Genomic DNA, 15,295 nt, shown 5'->3' with positions numbered 1-15,295 from the left:
AAAAAAAACAAACAGTAGTTTAATTTAATGATTTGTCTATATTTTTAAAGGCTTGGTATTGGCTCATTAACACCGAAAGCAAGCCTCGGGAATGTTATAACAATTAAAAAATACAAAAAATAACCAATAAACAACTCGCCCTATCTTCCAATACAATTTACTCTTTTTCAAAATTACAGAACGCAAACGCTCCTCATTTTCATCTCCCCAATGACCTAAAACTGAAATCACCAGAATCAGTGTTTTTCCAAAATCAATGACGTACTTATTCCATCATTGAAAACGGCGGTTTAATTATTTTCTTAACAAAACGAGATAGACCTTAAAATAAAGAAAATGCTACCTTTGTTGGTGGCATTTTCTAATTAGTAAAAATAAAATATGGCAGCAGAATTGAAGGAGATGTTCAATAAAAAATTCTATGAGCGTTTAGCAACAGCATTTAATAATGCAGATGAAAATTTTAATACTACAAAATTCATTGATGAAGTAACTATTGGATTAGAAAACAGGTCGTTAAATGAACGATTGCGTTTTACATCCATTACACTTAAAAATCACCTTTCTTTAGATTTTAAAGAAGCGATACAAGTATTAAACAAGGTAATTCCAAACAGTCCAACAGGTTATACGGCACTTGTTTTTCCTGATTATGTGGGGCAATTTGGTATTCATGATTTTGAAACTTCCATGGAAGCATTGGCTTATTACACCCAGTTTGGCTCTTCGGAATTTGCCATTCGCGAATTTTTAAAACACGATTTTGATAAAACCATTGAAGTGATGAAACTATGGGCAAATTCACCCAATCATCACATACGAAGACTGGCTTCCGAAGGTTGCAGACCCCGCCTACCTTGGGCTATGGCTATTCCTGAACTTAAAAAAAATCCTTCTCCTATTCTACCGTTATTGACCAATCTCAAATCAGACACCTCAGAATATGTTAGACGAAGCGTAGCAAACAATCTTAACGACATTGCCAAAGACAATCCAAAAATAGTTATTGAAATTGCCACCAACTGGAAAGGACACAGCAAGGAGACCGATGCCATTATAAAACACGGTTGTAGAACCTTGTTAAAGCAAGGAAATACTGAAATTTTAAAACACTTTGGACTTGATAGCTCAAATGTAGCCATCGCCAATTTTGAAATAAGTACTCCAAAAGTAGCTATTGGAAACCATTTGGAGTTTTCGTTTTCTGTTCAAAATAATAATGAAAAACAACAAACGGTGCGACTTGAATATGCGGTTTATTATCTTCGACAAAACGGCCAACTTTCAAAGAAAGTATTTAAAATAAGTGAACGTCTTTTTGAGCCCAAACAATCTTCTGATATTATAAGAAGGCAAAGTTTTAAACTCATTACGACTCGAAAATTTTACGTTGGACAACAAAAACTTTCGATTATCATAAACGGAGAAGAAAAAGATAGTGCTGCATTTGAACTGATTGATTAAAAAATCGTCTACGTCGAAGCTAAATATTAATTATATTCGCTACCACTAAAACCAAACCTAAAATGAACTTTTTACCCTTTCCAGAAATAAAAACAGAGCGCCTATTATTGCGAAAAATTGAAGAATCAGATGCTCCAGTTATCTTATACTTACGCTCGGATGAAACCATTAATCAGTTCATCGAAAGACCTGAGAACCGAAAAACAAAAACACTCGAACAAGCCTTACAATTTATTACCGATATCAATCAAGACTTCGAAAACAATAAATCGGTGACTTGGGGAATCGTTTATAATGACCAACCTGAACTTATTGGTACCATTTGTTTTTGGAATTTTTCGGACAACCATACCATTGCTGAAGTGGGTTATGGTTTAAGTCCTGAATTTCAAAATAAAGGAATCATGACAGAAGTGCTACAGCGTATTATCGATTTTGGTTTTAACGAACTAAAGCTCGCCAAAATAGAGGCATTTACACATACTAAAAACGAAAATTCTAGAAAACTACTAGAAAAATGTGGTTTGCAATTCATACAAGATCGAAAAGATGATGATAATGATTCCAATGTTATTTACGAGATCCTAAATTAGAAGAGTTAGCTTTTTATCTTAATAGTAAGTAAATTATCTTACAATGGGAACTCAAAGCAAATCTAAAAAAGGGATTCAAAAAGAGCTACACCCTACTTCTGTCTCCTTTTAAAACTAATCTAAAAACCACAATTTCATACTAATTAAAAAATACGGCTTTTAAATTGAACATATAACCACTTCAAAAAAAAACACATAATACACTGAAAAACAACTACTTACAATATAATCTATTCCGTCTAAATAAAATAATAACGAATAATTAACTTAACACTTGTATATACAAATAAAAAAAGTGTTACATTTGTACCAACAAATAAGATAAGGTATTATGAAAATTGAAGATGAAATAAAAAGCACCATACCATTAGATATTTCAAAAAAAATTATTTTGAATATTTTATATACTCAAAATATCACAAATGAAAAATTTAATGAAGTGATGAAACCTTATGACATCTCTGGAGAACAATATAATGTTTTACGAATTTTAAGAGGTCAAAAAGGAAATCCAGCTAACATGTGTGTGATACAAGAACGCATGATAGCAAAAACCAGTAACACCACTCGCTTAGTTGATAAATTGTTATTAAAGAATTTCGTGACTAGAAATGTTTGTCCTGAAAATAGAAGAAAAATTGAAGTGATGATTACTCAAAAAGGATTAGATGTTTTAACTGAATTAGATCCTAAAGTAATAGAACATGAAAAACACTTCTCGAAGAATTTAAATACCGAAGAGTTAGAATTATTAAATGAATTATTAGAAAAATACAGAAATCAATAAATATAAAAATTATGAATACCTTTTTAGATAAACAAAACTGGCGTTATGCTACAAAAAAATTTGATAGCACAAAAAAAATAACTGAAGCTGATTTAGACTTCCTTAAGGAAGCAGTTCGTTTAAGTGCATCTTCATTTGGACTTCAACTGTACAAAGTGATCATTATTGAAAATCCAGAAATTAAGGCACAATTATTGCACGCTGCTTATGGTCAAACCCAAATTATTGATGCTTCGCATTTATTTGTTTTTGCCAATCAAACAAACGTAGGAAATACCGAAATTGATGCTTACTTAAAAAACACAAGTGAAATTAGAGAATTGCCTTTAGAAGCATTAGCAGGTTATGGTGAGTATATGAAAGGATTTGTAAATCCAATACCAGAAGATGCTAAAAATGTTTGGACAGCAAAACAAACATATTTGGCTTTAGGAAATTTATTGAATGCCGCTGCTGAATTAAACATAGATGCAACTCCAATGGAAGGTTTTAATGCAGCACAGTTTAATGAAATATTAGGATTAGACAAACTAAACCTAAACGCAGCTGTAATAGCACCAGTTGGATACCGTCATACAGAAGACGATACCCAACATTACAAAAAAGTTAGAAAATCAAACGAAGATTTATTTATCACATTATAATTAGTAATCAAAATTCAATTCAAACAAAAAAATTAAACAAATGAAAAATTTAAAATCAATTGCATTAGCATTAGTAGTAGTTTTATCTACAGTATCAGTATCTGCACAAACTAAAAAAGTAGATGCAGCAGCAAGTACAATCAACTGGGTTGGAAAAAAAGTAACTGGACAACACAATGGAACAGTAAATCTTAAAGACGGTGCACTTGTTTTTAAAGGAGCAAAATTAGTAGGTGGAACTTTCACAGTTGACATGACTTCATTGACTTCTACAGATCTTTCAGGTGAATACCAAGGGAAATTAAACGGTCACTTGAAATCAGAAGATTTCTTTGGAACTGAAAAATTTCCAACTTCTACATTGGTTTTCAAAACTATCGCTGCTAAAGCAAAAGGTGTTTATGCAGTAACTGCTGATTTAACAATCAAAGGAAAAACAAATCCTGTTGCATTTGATCTTGCTGTAACTTCTAATACTGCTGCTACTAAATTTAATGTTGACAGAACTAAATATGACATTAAATACGGTTCAGGTAGTTTCTTCGATAACTTAGGTGACAAAGCAATTTCTGATGAATTTGAATTAGCAGTAGCTTTAAAATTCTAAATATTATATAATAATACCACGTTTACTAATTCACCCAACAAGTAATTGTTGGGTTTTTTATTTCAATCTATCTAATAATCTAACAAAAAAGATTAAAAAATTTGATTTTTTTTAGTTTATTGTATTTGAATAACCAAATTACATTTATATATTTGTAACATGAAAACAACAATAAACAATACTTGGTGGTGGAACAATTTACGTCAATAGTCGTGAACTAAGCTCCTATAGTATTATCAAATATAAATATAAAAGGCTTGTCATGACGACAGGCCTTTTTTTTGTGCTAAAAAGTTGCCTTTCATCAAATTATAAATCATAAAAATTATTTCAATTGAAACTATTTACTTTAAATACTAAATACAAACAAATACTTGCAGATACGATAACTCCTGTGAGTGTTTATTTAAAAATACGTGATAAATTCCCTAATAGTTTATTGCTTGAAAGTAGTGATTATCATGGAAGTGACAACAGTTTTTCTTACATCTGCTGTAATCCCATCGCTTCTATAAAAATAGAAAACGAAACTATTTTCAAAACCTATCCTGATGGGACTTCTGAAAAAACAGCGATTGATGAAAATACTTCAATTCCAGAAGTTATTCAAGAATTTTCACACCAATTTAAATCAGAAAAGAATGATTTTAAATTCATAAACAATGGGTTGTTTGGATATATCTCTTATGATGCAGTTCGTTATTTTGAAAAAGTAAAAATTGCCAAAAAAGAAAATAGCAATACCATTCCTGATGTGTATTATGCCGTATACCAAAATATAATTGCGATTAACCATTTCAAAAATCAAGCTTATATTTTCTGTCATAGTTTAGACGGAAGAAATAATATTTCAGAGATGGAGCAACTGTTACAATCAAGAAATATTGCCTCTTATAAATTTACCAAAGAAGGAGAAGGTTTCTCTAACTTAACTGATGAAGAGTTTAAACACAATGTGGCTCTGGCCAAAAAGCATTGTTTCCGTGGAGATGTATTTCAATTAGTATTATCACGCCGTTTTACTCAAGGTTTCAAAGGAGATGAATTCAATGTCTATAGAGCATTAAGAAGCATCAACCCATCCCCTTACCTCTTCTTTTTTGATTATGGTGATTTCAAAATATTTGGCTCTTCGCCCGAAGCACAAATTATCGTCAAAGATCGCAAAGCCGAAATTCATCCTATAGCAGGAACGTTCAAGCGTACTGGTGATGATGAAAAAGATGCGGTTCTTGCCAAACAATTATCTGAAGACAAAAAAGAAAATAGCGAACATGTGATGCTAGTCGACTTAGCTCGTAATGATTTAAGTCGCAACGGTCATAACGTAAATGTAGAACGCTATAGAGAAGTGCAGTTTTTCTCACATGTCATTCATTTGGTTTCAAAAGTAACGGGGCATTTACACGATAAAGCCACTACCATGCAAGTGGTAGCAGATACTTTCCCTGCTGGAACATTAAGCGGAGCACCAAAACACAGAGCGATGCAATTGATTGAAGATTACGAAAAAACAAATCGTAATTTCTACGGTGGCGCCATCGGTTTTATGGATTTTGAAGGCAACTTTAATCACGCGATAATGATACGAACATTCTTAAGTAAAAATCACCAATTGCATTCGCAAGCCGGCGCCGGAATTGTAGCCAGCTCTGATGAAGAAAGCGAAATGCAAGAAGTATATAACAAATTAAGAGCATTGAATACCGCACTTGATTTGGCAGAAACAATTTAAAAAATAATTAAAAGATTTAATAATTTAAGTATTTAAAGATTACTCGAAATGAGCTTTTTTCAATCTTTAAATCTTTCAATTTTCAATAAAAAAATGAAAATACTAGTTATAGATAATTACGATAGTTTCACATACAATCTGGTACATTACCTAGAGGATTTAAACTGTGAAGTGACAGTATATAGAAACGATGAATTTGATATTGATGAAATAGCGCGTTTTGATAAAATACTACTTTCTCCAGGTCCTGGAATTCCAGATGAAGCAGGATTATTGAAAGCTGTAATTCAAAAATACGGTCCTACCAAAAGTATCTTTGGAGTATGTCTTGGTCAACAAGCCATTGGTGAAGTATATGGAGGAACGCTTTCTAATCTAGACAAAGTGTATCATGGTATAGCTACCAATGTAAAAACCGTTGTCGACGATGAAATTTTATTTGAAGGATTAGGTAACGAATTTGAAGTAGGACGCTACCATTCTTGGGTGGTTGATGCCAGTTTACCCGATGTACTTGAAGCTACTTCATTCGACGAAAATGGACAAGTAATGTCGTTGCGTCACAGAACCTATGATGTACGCGGTGTACAATTTCATCCCGAAAGTGTTCTGACACCAAACGGGAAAAAAATGCTAGAGAATTGGGTTAAAGCATAATGTTCAATTTTTAGAACTTGAAACTTGAAACCTAAAACTTTAAACAAAAAAAAATGAAAAACATACTAAATAGATTAATCAACCACGAAATGCTATCCAAAGAAGAGGCAAAAAATGTATTGATTAATATCTCAAACGGAAGTTATAATCCAAGTCAGATTTCCGCTTTTTTAACCGTGTATATGATGCGTAGCATTAGTATTCAGGAACTTGCAGGATTTAGAGAAGCACTATTGGAATTGTGCATTCGTGTTGATTTAGCATCCTATAATGCTATTGATTTATGTGGAACTGGTGGTGACGGAAAAGACACTTTCAATATCTCTACATTGGCTTCATTTATAGCGGCTGGTGCGGGGATTAAAGTCGCCAAACATGGTAATTACGGTGTTTCTTCCATCTCTGGATCTAGTAATGTCATGGAAAAACTAGGAATCAAATTCAGTAATGAAAATGACTTCTTGGAAAGAAGTATTGATAAAGCTGGAATTTGTATTTTACATGCTCCCCTTTTTCATCCCGCTATGAAAAATGTAGGTCCAATCCGAAAAGAATTGGCCGTAAAAACCTTTTTCAATATGTTAGGACCAATGGTAAATCCTTCCTTTCCAAAAAATCAGTTGGTGGGTGTTTTTAACTTAGAACTAGCTAGAATGTATGCGTATTTATACCAAAATACCGATGTGAATTTCACTATTTTACATTCATTAGATGGCTATGATGAAGTTTCATTGACTAGCCCAACAAAGATTATCACTAGCAGTATGGAAGGAATGTTATCCCATGAAAGTTTTGGTGTTCGCCTTTTATCACAAAGTGAAATCGAGGGAGGAAAAACAATCGATGAGTCGGCACAAATGTTTATTGATATCCTATCAGGTATAGGCAATGAAGCACAGAATAATGTAGTATGTGCCAATGCAGCTATGGCAATTGCAACAGTTACAAAATGTACGCCTTTGGAAGGTTTCGCTCAGGCCAAAGAAAGTTTACTTTCAGGAAAAGGATTAAAAGCGTTGAAAACGTTGCAGGAGTTAAGTAAATAAAAAAATAGTTTAAGGTTTAAGGTTTAAAGTTGCTCAAAACGGGGACTTTAAACTTTAAACAAAGAAAACTTTAAACAAAAAACAATGAACATCTTAGATAAAATAATAGTTGATAAAAAACGAGAAGTCATTCTCAAGAAATCCATCATACCTGTTTCTCAATTAGAAGCTTCAGTTTTCTTTAGAAAAGAAACTATTTCGTTAATCCAAAATTTAAAGAATAGTACTACTGGAATCATTGCGGAGCACAAACGTCGTTCTCCTTCAAAATCAGTTATCAATCATAGTTTTACCGTAGAAGAAGTGGTAAAAGGATATGAAACTGCCGGTGCTTGTGGTATTTCAGTATTGACTGATGGGAAATATTTTGGAGGTTCTTTGGATGATTTGCTTTTGGCAAGAGCTTCAGTAAATATTCCGCTATTGCGAAAAGAATTTATTGTCGATGAATACCAAATCCTAGAAGCCAAAGCACATGGAGCCGATTTGATTCTACTAATCGCAGCGGTTTTAACGCGTGACGAAATCAAATTATTATCTGAGTTTGCCAAAAGTTTAGGGTTAGAGGTTTTACTTGAAGTGCATAATCTAGAAGAATTAGAAAAATCGATCATGCCTACCTTAGATATGATAGGTGTGAACAATAGAAACTTGAAAACCTTCGAGGTAAGTTTGGATTTCAGCAAGCAATTGGCTGATAAAATCCCGAATGAGTTCGTCAAAGTTTCCGAAAGCGGAATATCGTCAATCGAAGCCATAACCGAATTAAAGCCGTATGGATACAAAGGTTTTTTAATTGGTGAAAACTTCATGAAAACAGATAATGCTGGTCAAGCTGCAGCAGAATTTATAAAGCAATTAACTCGTTAGAGAAAAGAAAAAAGAGCAAAGAATAATATAGAATAAAATTAAAGCAAAGCTTAGCGAACTTCGCGAAACCCTTGCGCACTTTGCGGTTAAATACGTTTAAATAAAAGATTATGAAAATCAAAATCTGCGGTATGAAATATCCCGACAATATTCTCGAACTAGGACCGCTCCTACCCGATTATATGGGATTTATATTTTGGGAAAAGTCAGCGCGCTATTTTGATGGAATTATTCCTGAATTGCCAAAATCAATAAAAAAAACGGGCGTATTTGTCAATGAATCGATAGCAACTATTGTTGAAAAAGTAAAGCAACACGATTTACAAGCCGTACAATTGCATGGCAAAGAATCAGTCGCTTTTTGTGCCGAATTAAAAAAAATAGCACCAAAAAATATCGAAATCATAAAAGTATTTTCAATTTTGGATACCTTTGACTTTGAACAGCTTAAACCATTTGAATCGGTTTGTGATTATTTCCTTTTTGATACCAAGGGAAAATTACCTGGCGGAAACGGAACCACTTTCGATTGGAAAGTATTAGAGAACTACCCTTCGTCAAAACCCTTTTTCCTAAGTGGCGGAATAGGACTCGACGAAATGGAAGCGGTTAATGAAATTTTAAAAACTAATTTACCTGTTTATGCTATTGATGTAAACAGTAAATTTGAAATAGAACCAGGATTAAAAAATATATCATTCTGTAGAGAAGCGCTGCAGTGCGTCTCCACGTTGAATGATCCACAATAAAAAAAATAAAAAGATGTCATACAACGTAAACGAAAAAGGCTATTATGGTGAATTTGGAGGAGCCTACATTCCTGAAATGTTATATCCAAATGTAGAAGAGTTGCGTCAAAATTATCTAAAAATCACGGCTGAACCTGAATTTCAAGCCCAGTTTGACGCGCTACTTAAAGATTACGTAGGTCGCCCTACACCATTATATTTTGCAGAACGTTTATCTGAAAAATACGGAACTAAAATCTACCTAAAAAGAGAAGATTTGTGCCATACTGGTGCGCATAAAGTGAATAATACTATTGGACAAATATTATTAGCCAAGCGTTTAGGTAAAAAACGCATCATTGCTGAAACTGGTGCAGGTCAACATGGTGTTGCGACAGCAACTGTTTGTGCGTTGATGGGATTGGAATGTATCGTGTACATGGGAGAAATTGACATCAAACGTCAGGCACCAAACGTAGCACGTATGAAAATGTTAGGTGCAGAGGTTCGTCCTGCACTTTCGGGTTCAAAAACTTTGAAGGACGCTACAAACGAAGCTATTCGCGACTGGATCAACAACCCTGTAGATACCTATTATATCATTGGGTCTGTAGTTGGACCGCATCCGTATCCTGATATGGTGGCGCGTTTTCAGTCGGTGATTTCTAAAGAAATAAAAGAGCAATTATTAGAGAAAGAAGGTCGTGAAAACCCAGATTATGTAATCGCTTGTGTAGGTGGTGGTAGCAATGCCGCTGGTGCTTATTACCATTTTCTAGACAATCCTGATGTAAATATTATAGCTGTTGAAGCTGCTGGTTTAGGTGTGCATTCTGGTGAAAGTGCTGCAACTTCTGCTTTGGGAAAAGTGGGGGTTATTCACGGAAGTAAAACTTTGTTGATGCAAACGCCTGATGGCCAAATTACCGAGCCGTATTCTATTTCGGCAGGGTTAGATTACCCTGGTGTTGGACCTATGCATGCCCATCTATTTGCTTCGGGTAGAGCACAATTCATTTCAATTACCGATGATCAAGCCATGAATTGGGGATTGCAATTGTCCAAAATGGAAGGAATTATCCCTGCCATCGAGAGTGCTCATGCCTTTGCTGTACTAAACGAAATGAAGTTCAAAAAAGAAGATATTGTGGTCATCAATCTTTCGGGACGTGGCGATAAAGATTTAAATACCTATATCGATTATTTCAAATTATAGTTGGGTATACCCTGAATTTATTTCAGGGCGTTACCGTTTACCCTGAAAAAGTTCAGGGCAAGCGGTCGGGCTATTCGCTAAATTTTTTGTTTCGTTCCTAGAGGCGGGACAAAACAAAAAGATACCGCTGCTATCCCTAACGCAAACAAAAACGAGAAGATTAAATTTTTAAATAAATTTTCAAAACAGAAAAAATGGAAAAATTATTCGCTTACGGAACCCTAAAAGACAAAGACATTCAAGAAGATGTTTTTGGACGAACACTTCGTGGAGTTCCTGAAACATTGATGGGATACGTAGTAAAAGAAATCCTAATTGAAGAAGAATTTGGAATGGAGCCTTATCCTATTATTGCTCCTACTCAAAACAATGAAGACACCATTGAAGGGATGGTTTATGATTTAACCGAAAAGGAATTGCAGCTTGCTGACACCTATGAAGGGAGCCATTACAAACGTGTTGAAGTACAGTTGCAGTCCAAAGAAATCGCTTGGGCCTACAGTGCAAAAATTTAAACACCTATAAATAAGCTAAAAACAGATTTTACATCTGAAAAAATACAAAAATGAACAGAATAAATCAAAAACTACAAGAAGGCAAAAAAATACTCTCTATTTATTTTTCTGCTGGATATCCTAACTTAAACGATACGGTACAAATCATTGAAGATTTAGAAAAAAACGGTATCGACATGATTGAGATTGGTTTGCCATTTAGCGATCCATTGGCCGATGGGCCTACTATTCAAGCCAGTTCGACTCAAGCCTTGCATAACGGGATGACAACGCAACTGTTGTTTGACCAACTAAAAGACATTCGTAAAACGGTTTCAATTCCGTTAGTGATTATGGGTTATTTCAACCCCATGTTGCAATACGGAGTAGATAATTTTTGCAAGAAATGCCAAGAAATAGGCATCGATGGCTTAATCATCCCAGATCTTCCAGTGGATGTGTATGCAGAACAATACAAAGTCACTTTTGAAAAATATGGCTTAATCAACGTATTCTTAATAACTCCACAAACATCTGATGCCCGCATTCATTTTATTGATAGCGTTTCTAATGGATTTATCTACATGGTAAGTTCAGCAAGTGTAACAGGATCTTCGGCAGGTTTTGGAAGCACGCAAGAAGATTACTTCAAGCGCATTGCGGGAATGAATTTAAAAAATCCACAAGTGATAGGCTTCGGAATCAACAATGCCGAAACCTTTAATCAAGCCACTCAATTTGCCAAAGGAGCCATTATTGGTAGTGCTTTTATTACGCATTTAACGGAAAATGGAACAGAAAAAATTGCCGAATTTGTAAAAGCAATTCGATAAATAAAAATGTATTTATATACCGCAAATTCGCAAATTATAATAGCTATTTATTTAATTTTCGATTTTGCGGTTTCCTTTTTCATCATAATGATTAGAAAAGAATCAATCAACTACAAATAAAAATCATTCCTCCTCATGAACTACCAATTTAGAAAAGCCAATCTATCCGAAATAACTCCTATTTGGGAAATATTACAACAAGCAATCATTCGAAGAAAAGTAGAAGGTAGTGCGCAATGGCAAGATGGTTACCCTAACCCGGATGTAGTACAAAATGACATTGAAAAAGGAGAAGGTTTTGTTCTGGTTGATGGAGAAACAATTATTGGGTACAGCGCAGTAATCATAAATGACGAACCTGCTTATGCTGGTATTGAAGGAAAATGGTTGACAAATGATGATTTTGTAGTAATTCATAGAGTCGCGCTTTCTGAAAACTATTTGGGCAAAGGACTCGCTAAATTGATTATGGGTTGTGTTGAAGATTTTGCACTACAAAACAATATTTACAGCATCAAAGCCGACACGAATTTTGATAATTTTCCGATGATGAAAACATTTGAAAGCCTTGGTTATGTTTTATGTGGCGACGTTTTTTTTAGAGGCGCTCCTAGAAAAGCATATGAAAAAGTATTGAATAAACGCAACTAGTTCCTATTCAGTACGAACTTCAATCTAAAAAGTAAAAGACCGCAAATTAGCAAATTATTAAAACCGCTTCATTGGTTTAATTTGCAAATTTGCGGTCTCTATTTTTTATAAATAGGATTAAACAGTAGTCTCTTCTTCCACTTCGTCTTCTGTGACAAATTCCATATGATCTTCGACTTCAACAGCTACTTCAGGTTTAGAGGCTTTCAGTGCATTGAATCTTTCTAATTGTTCTAATTCTCCTTCTTCACCACTAAAATAAGGAAATACATCCATTATAGGCGATTCAGTAATAGCAGGAATACTATAATCTCCCATAGTTCCTTTCATCACCGCTGTTGTATTATCAAACGCTTCTTTCACATCATTGGCTTGCAATAAGATATACATATTGGTCTTGCGTTCTTTACCGCTTTCTTCGTCATAAGCCAATAAAGATACTTTGGATTTAAACCACCGATCACTGTTTTCAAAAGGATGGATCTCCGCATAATTCGCCACTTTGATATTCGTGATTTTAAACTCTTCACTAATATAAGCCGACATCTCTTCGTTAATTCTGCTCTCCGCCTCTGTATATGATAAAGCGTCAACTAAATAAGGTTCCGTTGTAACCTTTTGTAATCCAGTTTCATCAGTTTTTCTATATTTTACTTTGCATTCGTACCAAGTTGAACTCATAATTTTTTATTTAAGGATGTCAAAGATAGATTTTAAAGCAAAAAATAAACCCTATTCGTGAAATAGATATTCACAATTTCAAAATGATATTTAAACTGCTGACTTTCCAACTTTTTAATTAACAAAAAAGATACAATAATACAAACCCAATTGCGAAGAAGTGACCTAGAGCCTTTTAAAATAGATTTTTTTAATTTTTAAATTCCAAAATGCGTTCTAAAAATACAAGCACCAAAAAACACAACGATTTCAATGTTAATATTATGTTAAATTTAAATTAAACGATTGTTTAAATTAAACGGTTGTTTAATTTTGTGTCCAATTAAAAAGTATGTCAGTAGAAACCAATTTTAACGATAAGCAAATTCAAATACTACAAGTAGCTGAATCCCTTTTTGCCGAAAAAGGATTTGATGGTACTTCGATTAGAAATATTGCAAAAGAAGCCAAAATAAATATAGCAATGGTTTCTTATTATTTTGGATCAAAAGAGCGTTTGTTAGAATCATTAATCCTCTATAGAGCTACCGATATTAAATTACAATTAGACAATTTAATATTAGAGAATTTAGACCCAATGGAAAAGATTAACAAACTAATCGAATTATACATAGATCGTGTTCTTTGCTACAAAGGAATTTATAAAATTTTACATTTTGAATTTTCTTCTAAAAAGAGAAACGTAAACTTGGAGGCTTTTATTGAGTTAAAAAAAGGAAACTTAAAATCGCTAGAAACAATTATTGTTGAAGGTCAAGCAAAAGGTATTTTTAGAAAAGATATTATCATCCCACTTATAACACCCACGATACTAGGTACCTTTTTTCATTTCCAAACTAATAGACCTTTCTTTGAAACATTATTAAACCTTCATACCGACGAATTGTATAACAATTATATAAAAACTGATTTAACAAAACACATTCAACAAACAATAAAAGCGCTATTAATATATGAAAGTTAGTCAACTCATGCTTTTTGGATTTTTCTTTATTGGAATTTCCTCCGTGGAAGCACAAGACAAAACGAGTTTAACACTCGATCAAGCTATTCAAATGGCTTGGAGCAAAAGTAATGAAGTCACATTAGCAAACACAAAAGTGGAAACTTCAAGACTTGAATTGCAATCAACCAAAAATGACAAGTATCCTAACTTTAAAGTTTCTGGACAGTACCAAAGGTTAACTAAAGCAACTATTGACTTAAAAATCAATAACAATAGTAGTAGCTCAGAACCTATGCCAGTGGTTGATCAATTATTACTTGGGCAAGCCAATGCTACTCTACCTTTATTTGCTGGTTTTAAAACGGTAAATAAAATCAAGGTATCAGATAATATGTACCAGGCCGAGACTGCAAATGCATTACAAACTAAAGAAGAAGTAGCAATGAAAGTGGTTAATTTCTATGCTAGTTTGTATAAAGCACAAAAAACGGTGGAACTGCTAAAAGAAAATCAAAAAAGTGCAAAACAACGTGTAGTTGATTTTATTCAATTAGAAAAAAATGGAATCATTCCTAGAAATGATTTATTAAAATCACAACTTCAAGTTTCAAAAATTCAATTGACATTAGACAGAGCCATTAGCGATTTAAACGTGGTAAACTTTGAGCTGATTAGTCTTTTAAAAATGGACCCTAAGACGAAACTAGAAGTTAGAGAAAGTGATTTTGCTGACTTTCAAATGAATAATATTCCTACCGATGACCAACTTGCATTACAAAATCGTAAAGATCTTGAAGCGGTACAATTACAAGAAAAAGCAAGTTTAGCTAATATAAAAGTAGCGAAAAGTGGTTACTACCCTTCTATCTCGCTTATTGGAGGTTATACAGCCTTGAATTTAAAAAATGTTATTACGGTGCAAAATGCAATGAATATTGGTGTTGGCGTATCTTACGATATCAGCGGGATTTTGAAAAACGGAACCAATGTAAAAATTGCGGAAAGCAAAGCACTTGAAATTCAAAACTCAGAGGCTATGCTTACTGACTACATCAAAATACAAGTTCAAAAAGCAATCGAAGATTATGATTTGGCTCTAAAACAAAATGTGGTTTATAACCAAGCAGTGGAACAAGCATCCGAAAATTATAGAATCATAAAAGATAAATATGACAATGGGCTTTCGGACACCAATGATTTATTAGAAGCCGATGTGGAACAACTAGGCTCTAATATTAATAAAACATTGGCTAGAGCAAATGTTATTCAAAAATATTATGAGCTGCTTTCCGTAAGCGGACAATTAAACCAAACCTTCAATCTTTCAAAAATATAATCAATAC

At 33.6% G+C, this 15,295-nt stretch carries 17 protein-coding genes; 16 read left to right on the top strand and 1 reads right to left on the bottom strand.

The window, feature by feature from the left end; genetic code table 11:
• The first annotated feature begins 381 nt into the window (after positions 1-381).
• The 14 genes from AB3G39_RS07810 to AB3G39_RS07745 all read left to right on the top strand — a co-directional run bounded on the left by AB3G39_RS07810 (position 382) and on the right by AB3G39_RS07745 (position 12,325).
• Positions 382-1,464, top strand: a complete 1,083-nt coding sequence (locus tag AB3G39_RS07810; RefSeq protein ID WP_369769795.1) for a DNA alkylation repair protein — start codon at positions 382-384, stop codon at positions 1,462-1,464.
• Positions 1,465-1,526: 62 nt separating this feature from the next.
• Entirely contained in the window at positions 1,527-2,057 is a 531-nt protein-coding gene (locus tag AB3G39_RS07805; RefSeq protein WP_369764741.1) for a GNAT family N-acetyltransferase, read from the top strand.
• A 331-nt stretch (positions 2,058-2,388) separates the two neighbouring features.
• Entirely contained in the window at positions 2,389-2,844 is a 456-nt protein-coding gene (locus tag AB3G39_RS07800) for a MarR family winged helix-turn-helix transcriptional regulator (protein ID WP_367770936.1), read from the top strand.
• 11 nt (positions 2,845-2,855) lie between these two features.
• Positions 2,856-3,488 carry an NAD(P)H-dependent oxidoreductase gene (locus tag AB3G39_RS07795; RefSeq protein ID WP_369764740.1) on the top strand — a complete coding sequence of 211 codons (633 nt, stop codon included), beginning with the start codon at positions 2,856-2,858 and terminating at the stop codon, positions 3,486-3,488.
• 40 nt (positions 3,489-3,528) lie between these two features.
• Positions 3,529-4,095, top strand: a complete 567-nt coding sequence (locus AB3G39_RS07790) for a YceI family protein (protein ID WP_369764739.1) — start codon at positions 3,529-3,531, stop codon at positions 4,093-4,095.
• Between the two features lie 334 nt (positions 4,096-4,429).
• A complete protein-coding gene (locus AB3G39_RS07785) occupies positions 4,430-5,830 on the top strand; it encodes an anthranilate synthase component I family protein (RefSeq protein WP_369769794.1) in 1,401 nt (466 codons plus the stop codon).
• A 93-nt stretch (positions 5,831-5,923) separates the two neighbouring features.
• The gene (locus AB3G39_RS07780; RefSeq protein ID WP_369769793.1) at positions 5,924-6,487 is read left to right on the top strand and encodes an aminodeoxychorismate/anthranilate synthase component II; all 564 of its coding nucleotides are present in this window, start codon (positions 5,924-5,926) and stop codon (positions 6,485-6,487) included.
• Positions 6,488-6,540: 53 nt separating this feature from the next.
• Positions 6,541-7,533, top strand: a complete 993-nt coding sequence (gene trpD, locus AB3G39_RS07775; protein ID WP_369769792.1) for an anthranilate phosphoribosyltransferase — start codon at positions 6,541-6,543, stop codon at positions 7,531-7,533.
• Positions 7,534-7,617: 84 nt separating this feature from the next.
• Complete coding sequence (trpC, locus tag AB3G39_RS07770; RefSeq protein ID WP_369764736.1) at positions 7,618-8,403, top strand: indole-3-glycerol phosphate synthase TrpC; 786 nt, start codon at positions 7,618-7,620, stop codon at positions 8,401-8,403.
• Positions 8,404-8,513: 110 nt separating this feature from the next.
• Complete coding sequence (locus AB3G39_RS07765) at positions 8,514-9,152, top strand: phosphoribosylanthranilate isomerase (RefSeq protein WP_369764735.1); 639 nt, start codon at positions 8,514-8,516, stop codon at positions 9,150-9,152.
• Between the two features lie 13 nt (positions 9,153-9,165).
• Positions 9,166-10,347 carry a tryptophan synthase subunit beta gene (gene trpB / locus AB3G39_RS07760; protein ID WP_369769791.1) on the top strand — a complete coding sequence of 394 codons (1,182 nt, stop codon included), beginning with the start codon at positions 9,166-9,168 and terminating at the stop codon, positions 10,345-10,347.
• 194 nt (positions 10,348-10,541) lie between these two features.
• The gene (locus AB3G39_RS07755; protein ID WP_367754100.1) at positions 10,542-10,862 is read left to right on the top strand and encodes a gamma-glutamylcyclotransferase family protein; all 321 of its coding nucleotides are present in this window, start codon (positions 10,542-10,544) and stop codon (positions 10,860-10,862) included.
• A gap of 50 nt (positions 10,863-10,912) precedes the next feature.
• Positions 10,913-11,674: a tryptophan synthase subunit alpha gene (gene trpA / locus AB3G39_RS07750; protein WP_369764733.1), complete on the top strand. Its 762-nt coding sequence runs from the start codon at positions 10,913-10,915 to the stop codon at positions 11,672-11,674.
• A gap of 135 nt (positions 11,675-11,809) precedes the next feature.
• Positions 11,810-12,325: an N-acetyltransferase family protein gene (locus tag AB3G39_RS07745; protein ID WP_367770960.1), complete on the top strand. Its 516-nt coding sequence runs from the start codon at positions 11,810-11,812 to the stop codon at positions 12,323-12,325.
• A 117-nt stretch (positions 12,326-12,442) separates the two neighbouring features.
• Here the strand turns inward: AB3G39_RS07745 and AB3G39_RS07740 are convergent, their stop codons facing one another.
• Positions 12,443-13,006 (bottom strand): DUF4494 domain-containing protein, encoded by a 564-nt coding sequence (locus AB3G39_RS07740; protein ID WP_367770964.1) that lies wholly within the window; start codon positions 13,004-13,006, stop codon positions 12,443-12,445.
• Positions 13,007-13,337: 331 nt separating this feature from the next.
• Here AB3G39_RS07740 and AB3G39_RS07735 point away from each other — a divergent pair, with 331 nt between their 5' ends.
• Complete coding sequence (locus AB3G39_RS07735; RefSeq protein ID WP_367754114.1) at positions 13,338-13,970, top strand: TetR/AcrR family transcriptional regulator; 633 nt, start codon at positions 13,338-13,340, stop codon at positions 13,968-13,970.
• A complete protein-coding gene (locus tag AB3G39_RS07730) occupies positions 13,960-15,288 on the top strand; it encodes a TolC family protein (protein WP_367754116.1) in 1,329 nt (442 codons plus the stop codon). The genes AB3G39_RS07735 and AB3G39_RS07730 overlap by 11 nt, the downstream gene beginning before the upstream one ends.
• The last annotated feature ends 7 nt before the right edge of the window (positions 15,289-15,295 follow it).

Source organism: Flavobacterium sp. WC2416 (assembly GCF_041200095.1).
Taxonomy (GTDB): Bacteria; Bacteroidota; Bacteroidia; order Flavobacteriales; family Flavobacteriaceae; genus Flavobacterium.
This window is presented reverse-complemented; position numbering and strand designations above follow the sequence as displayed.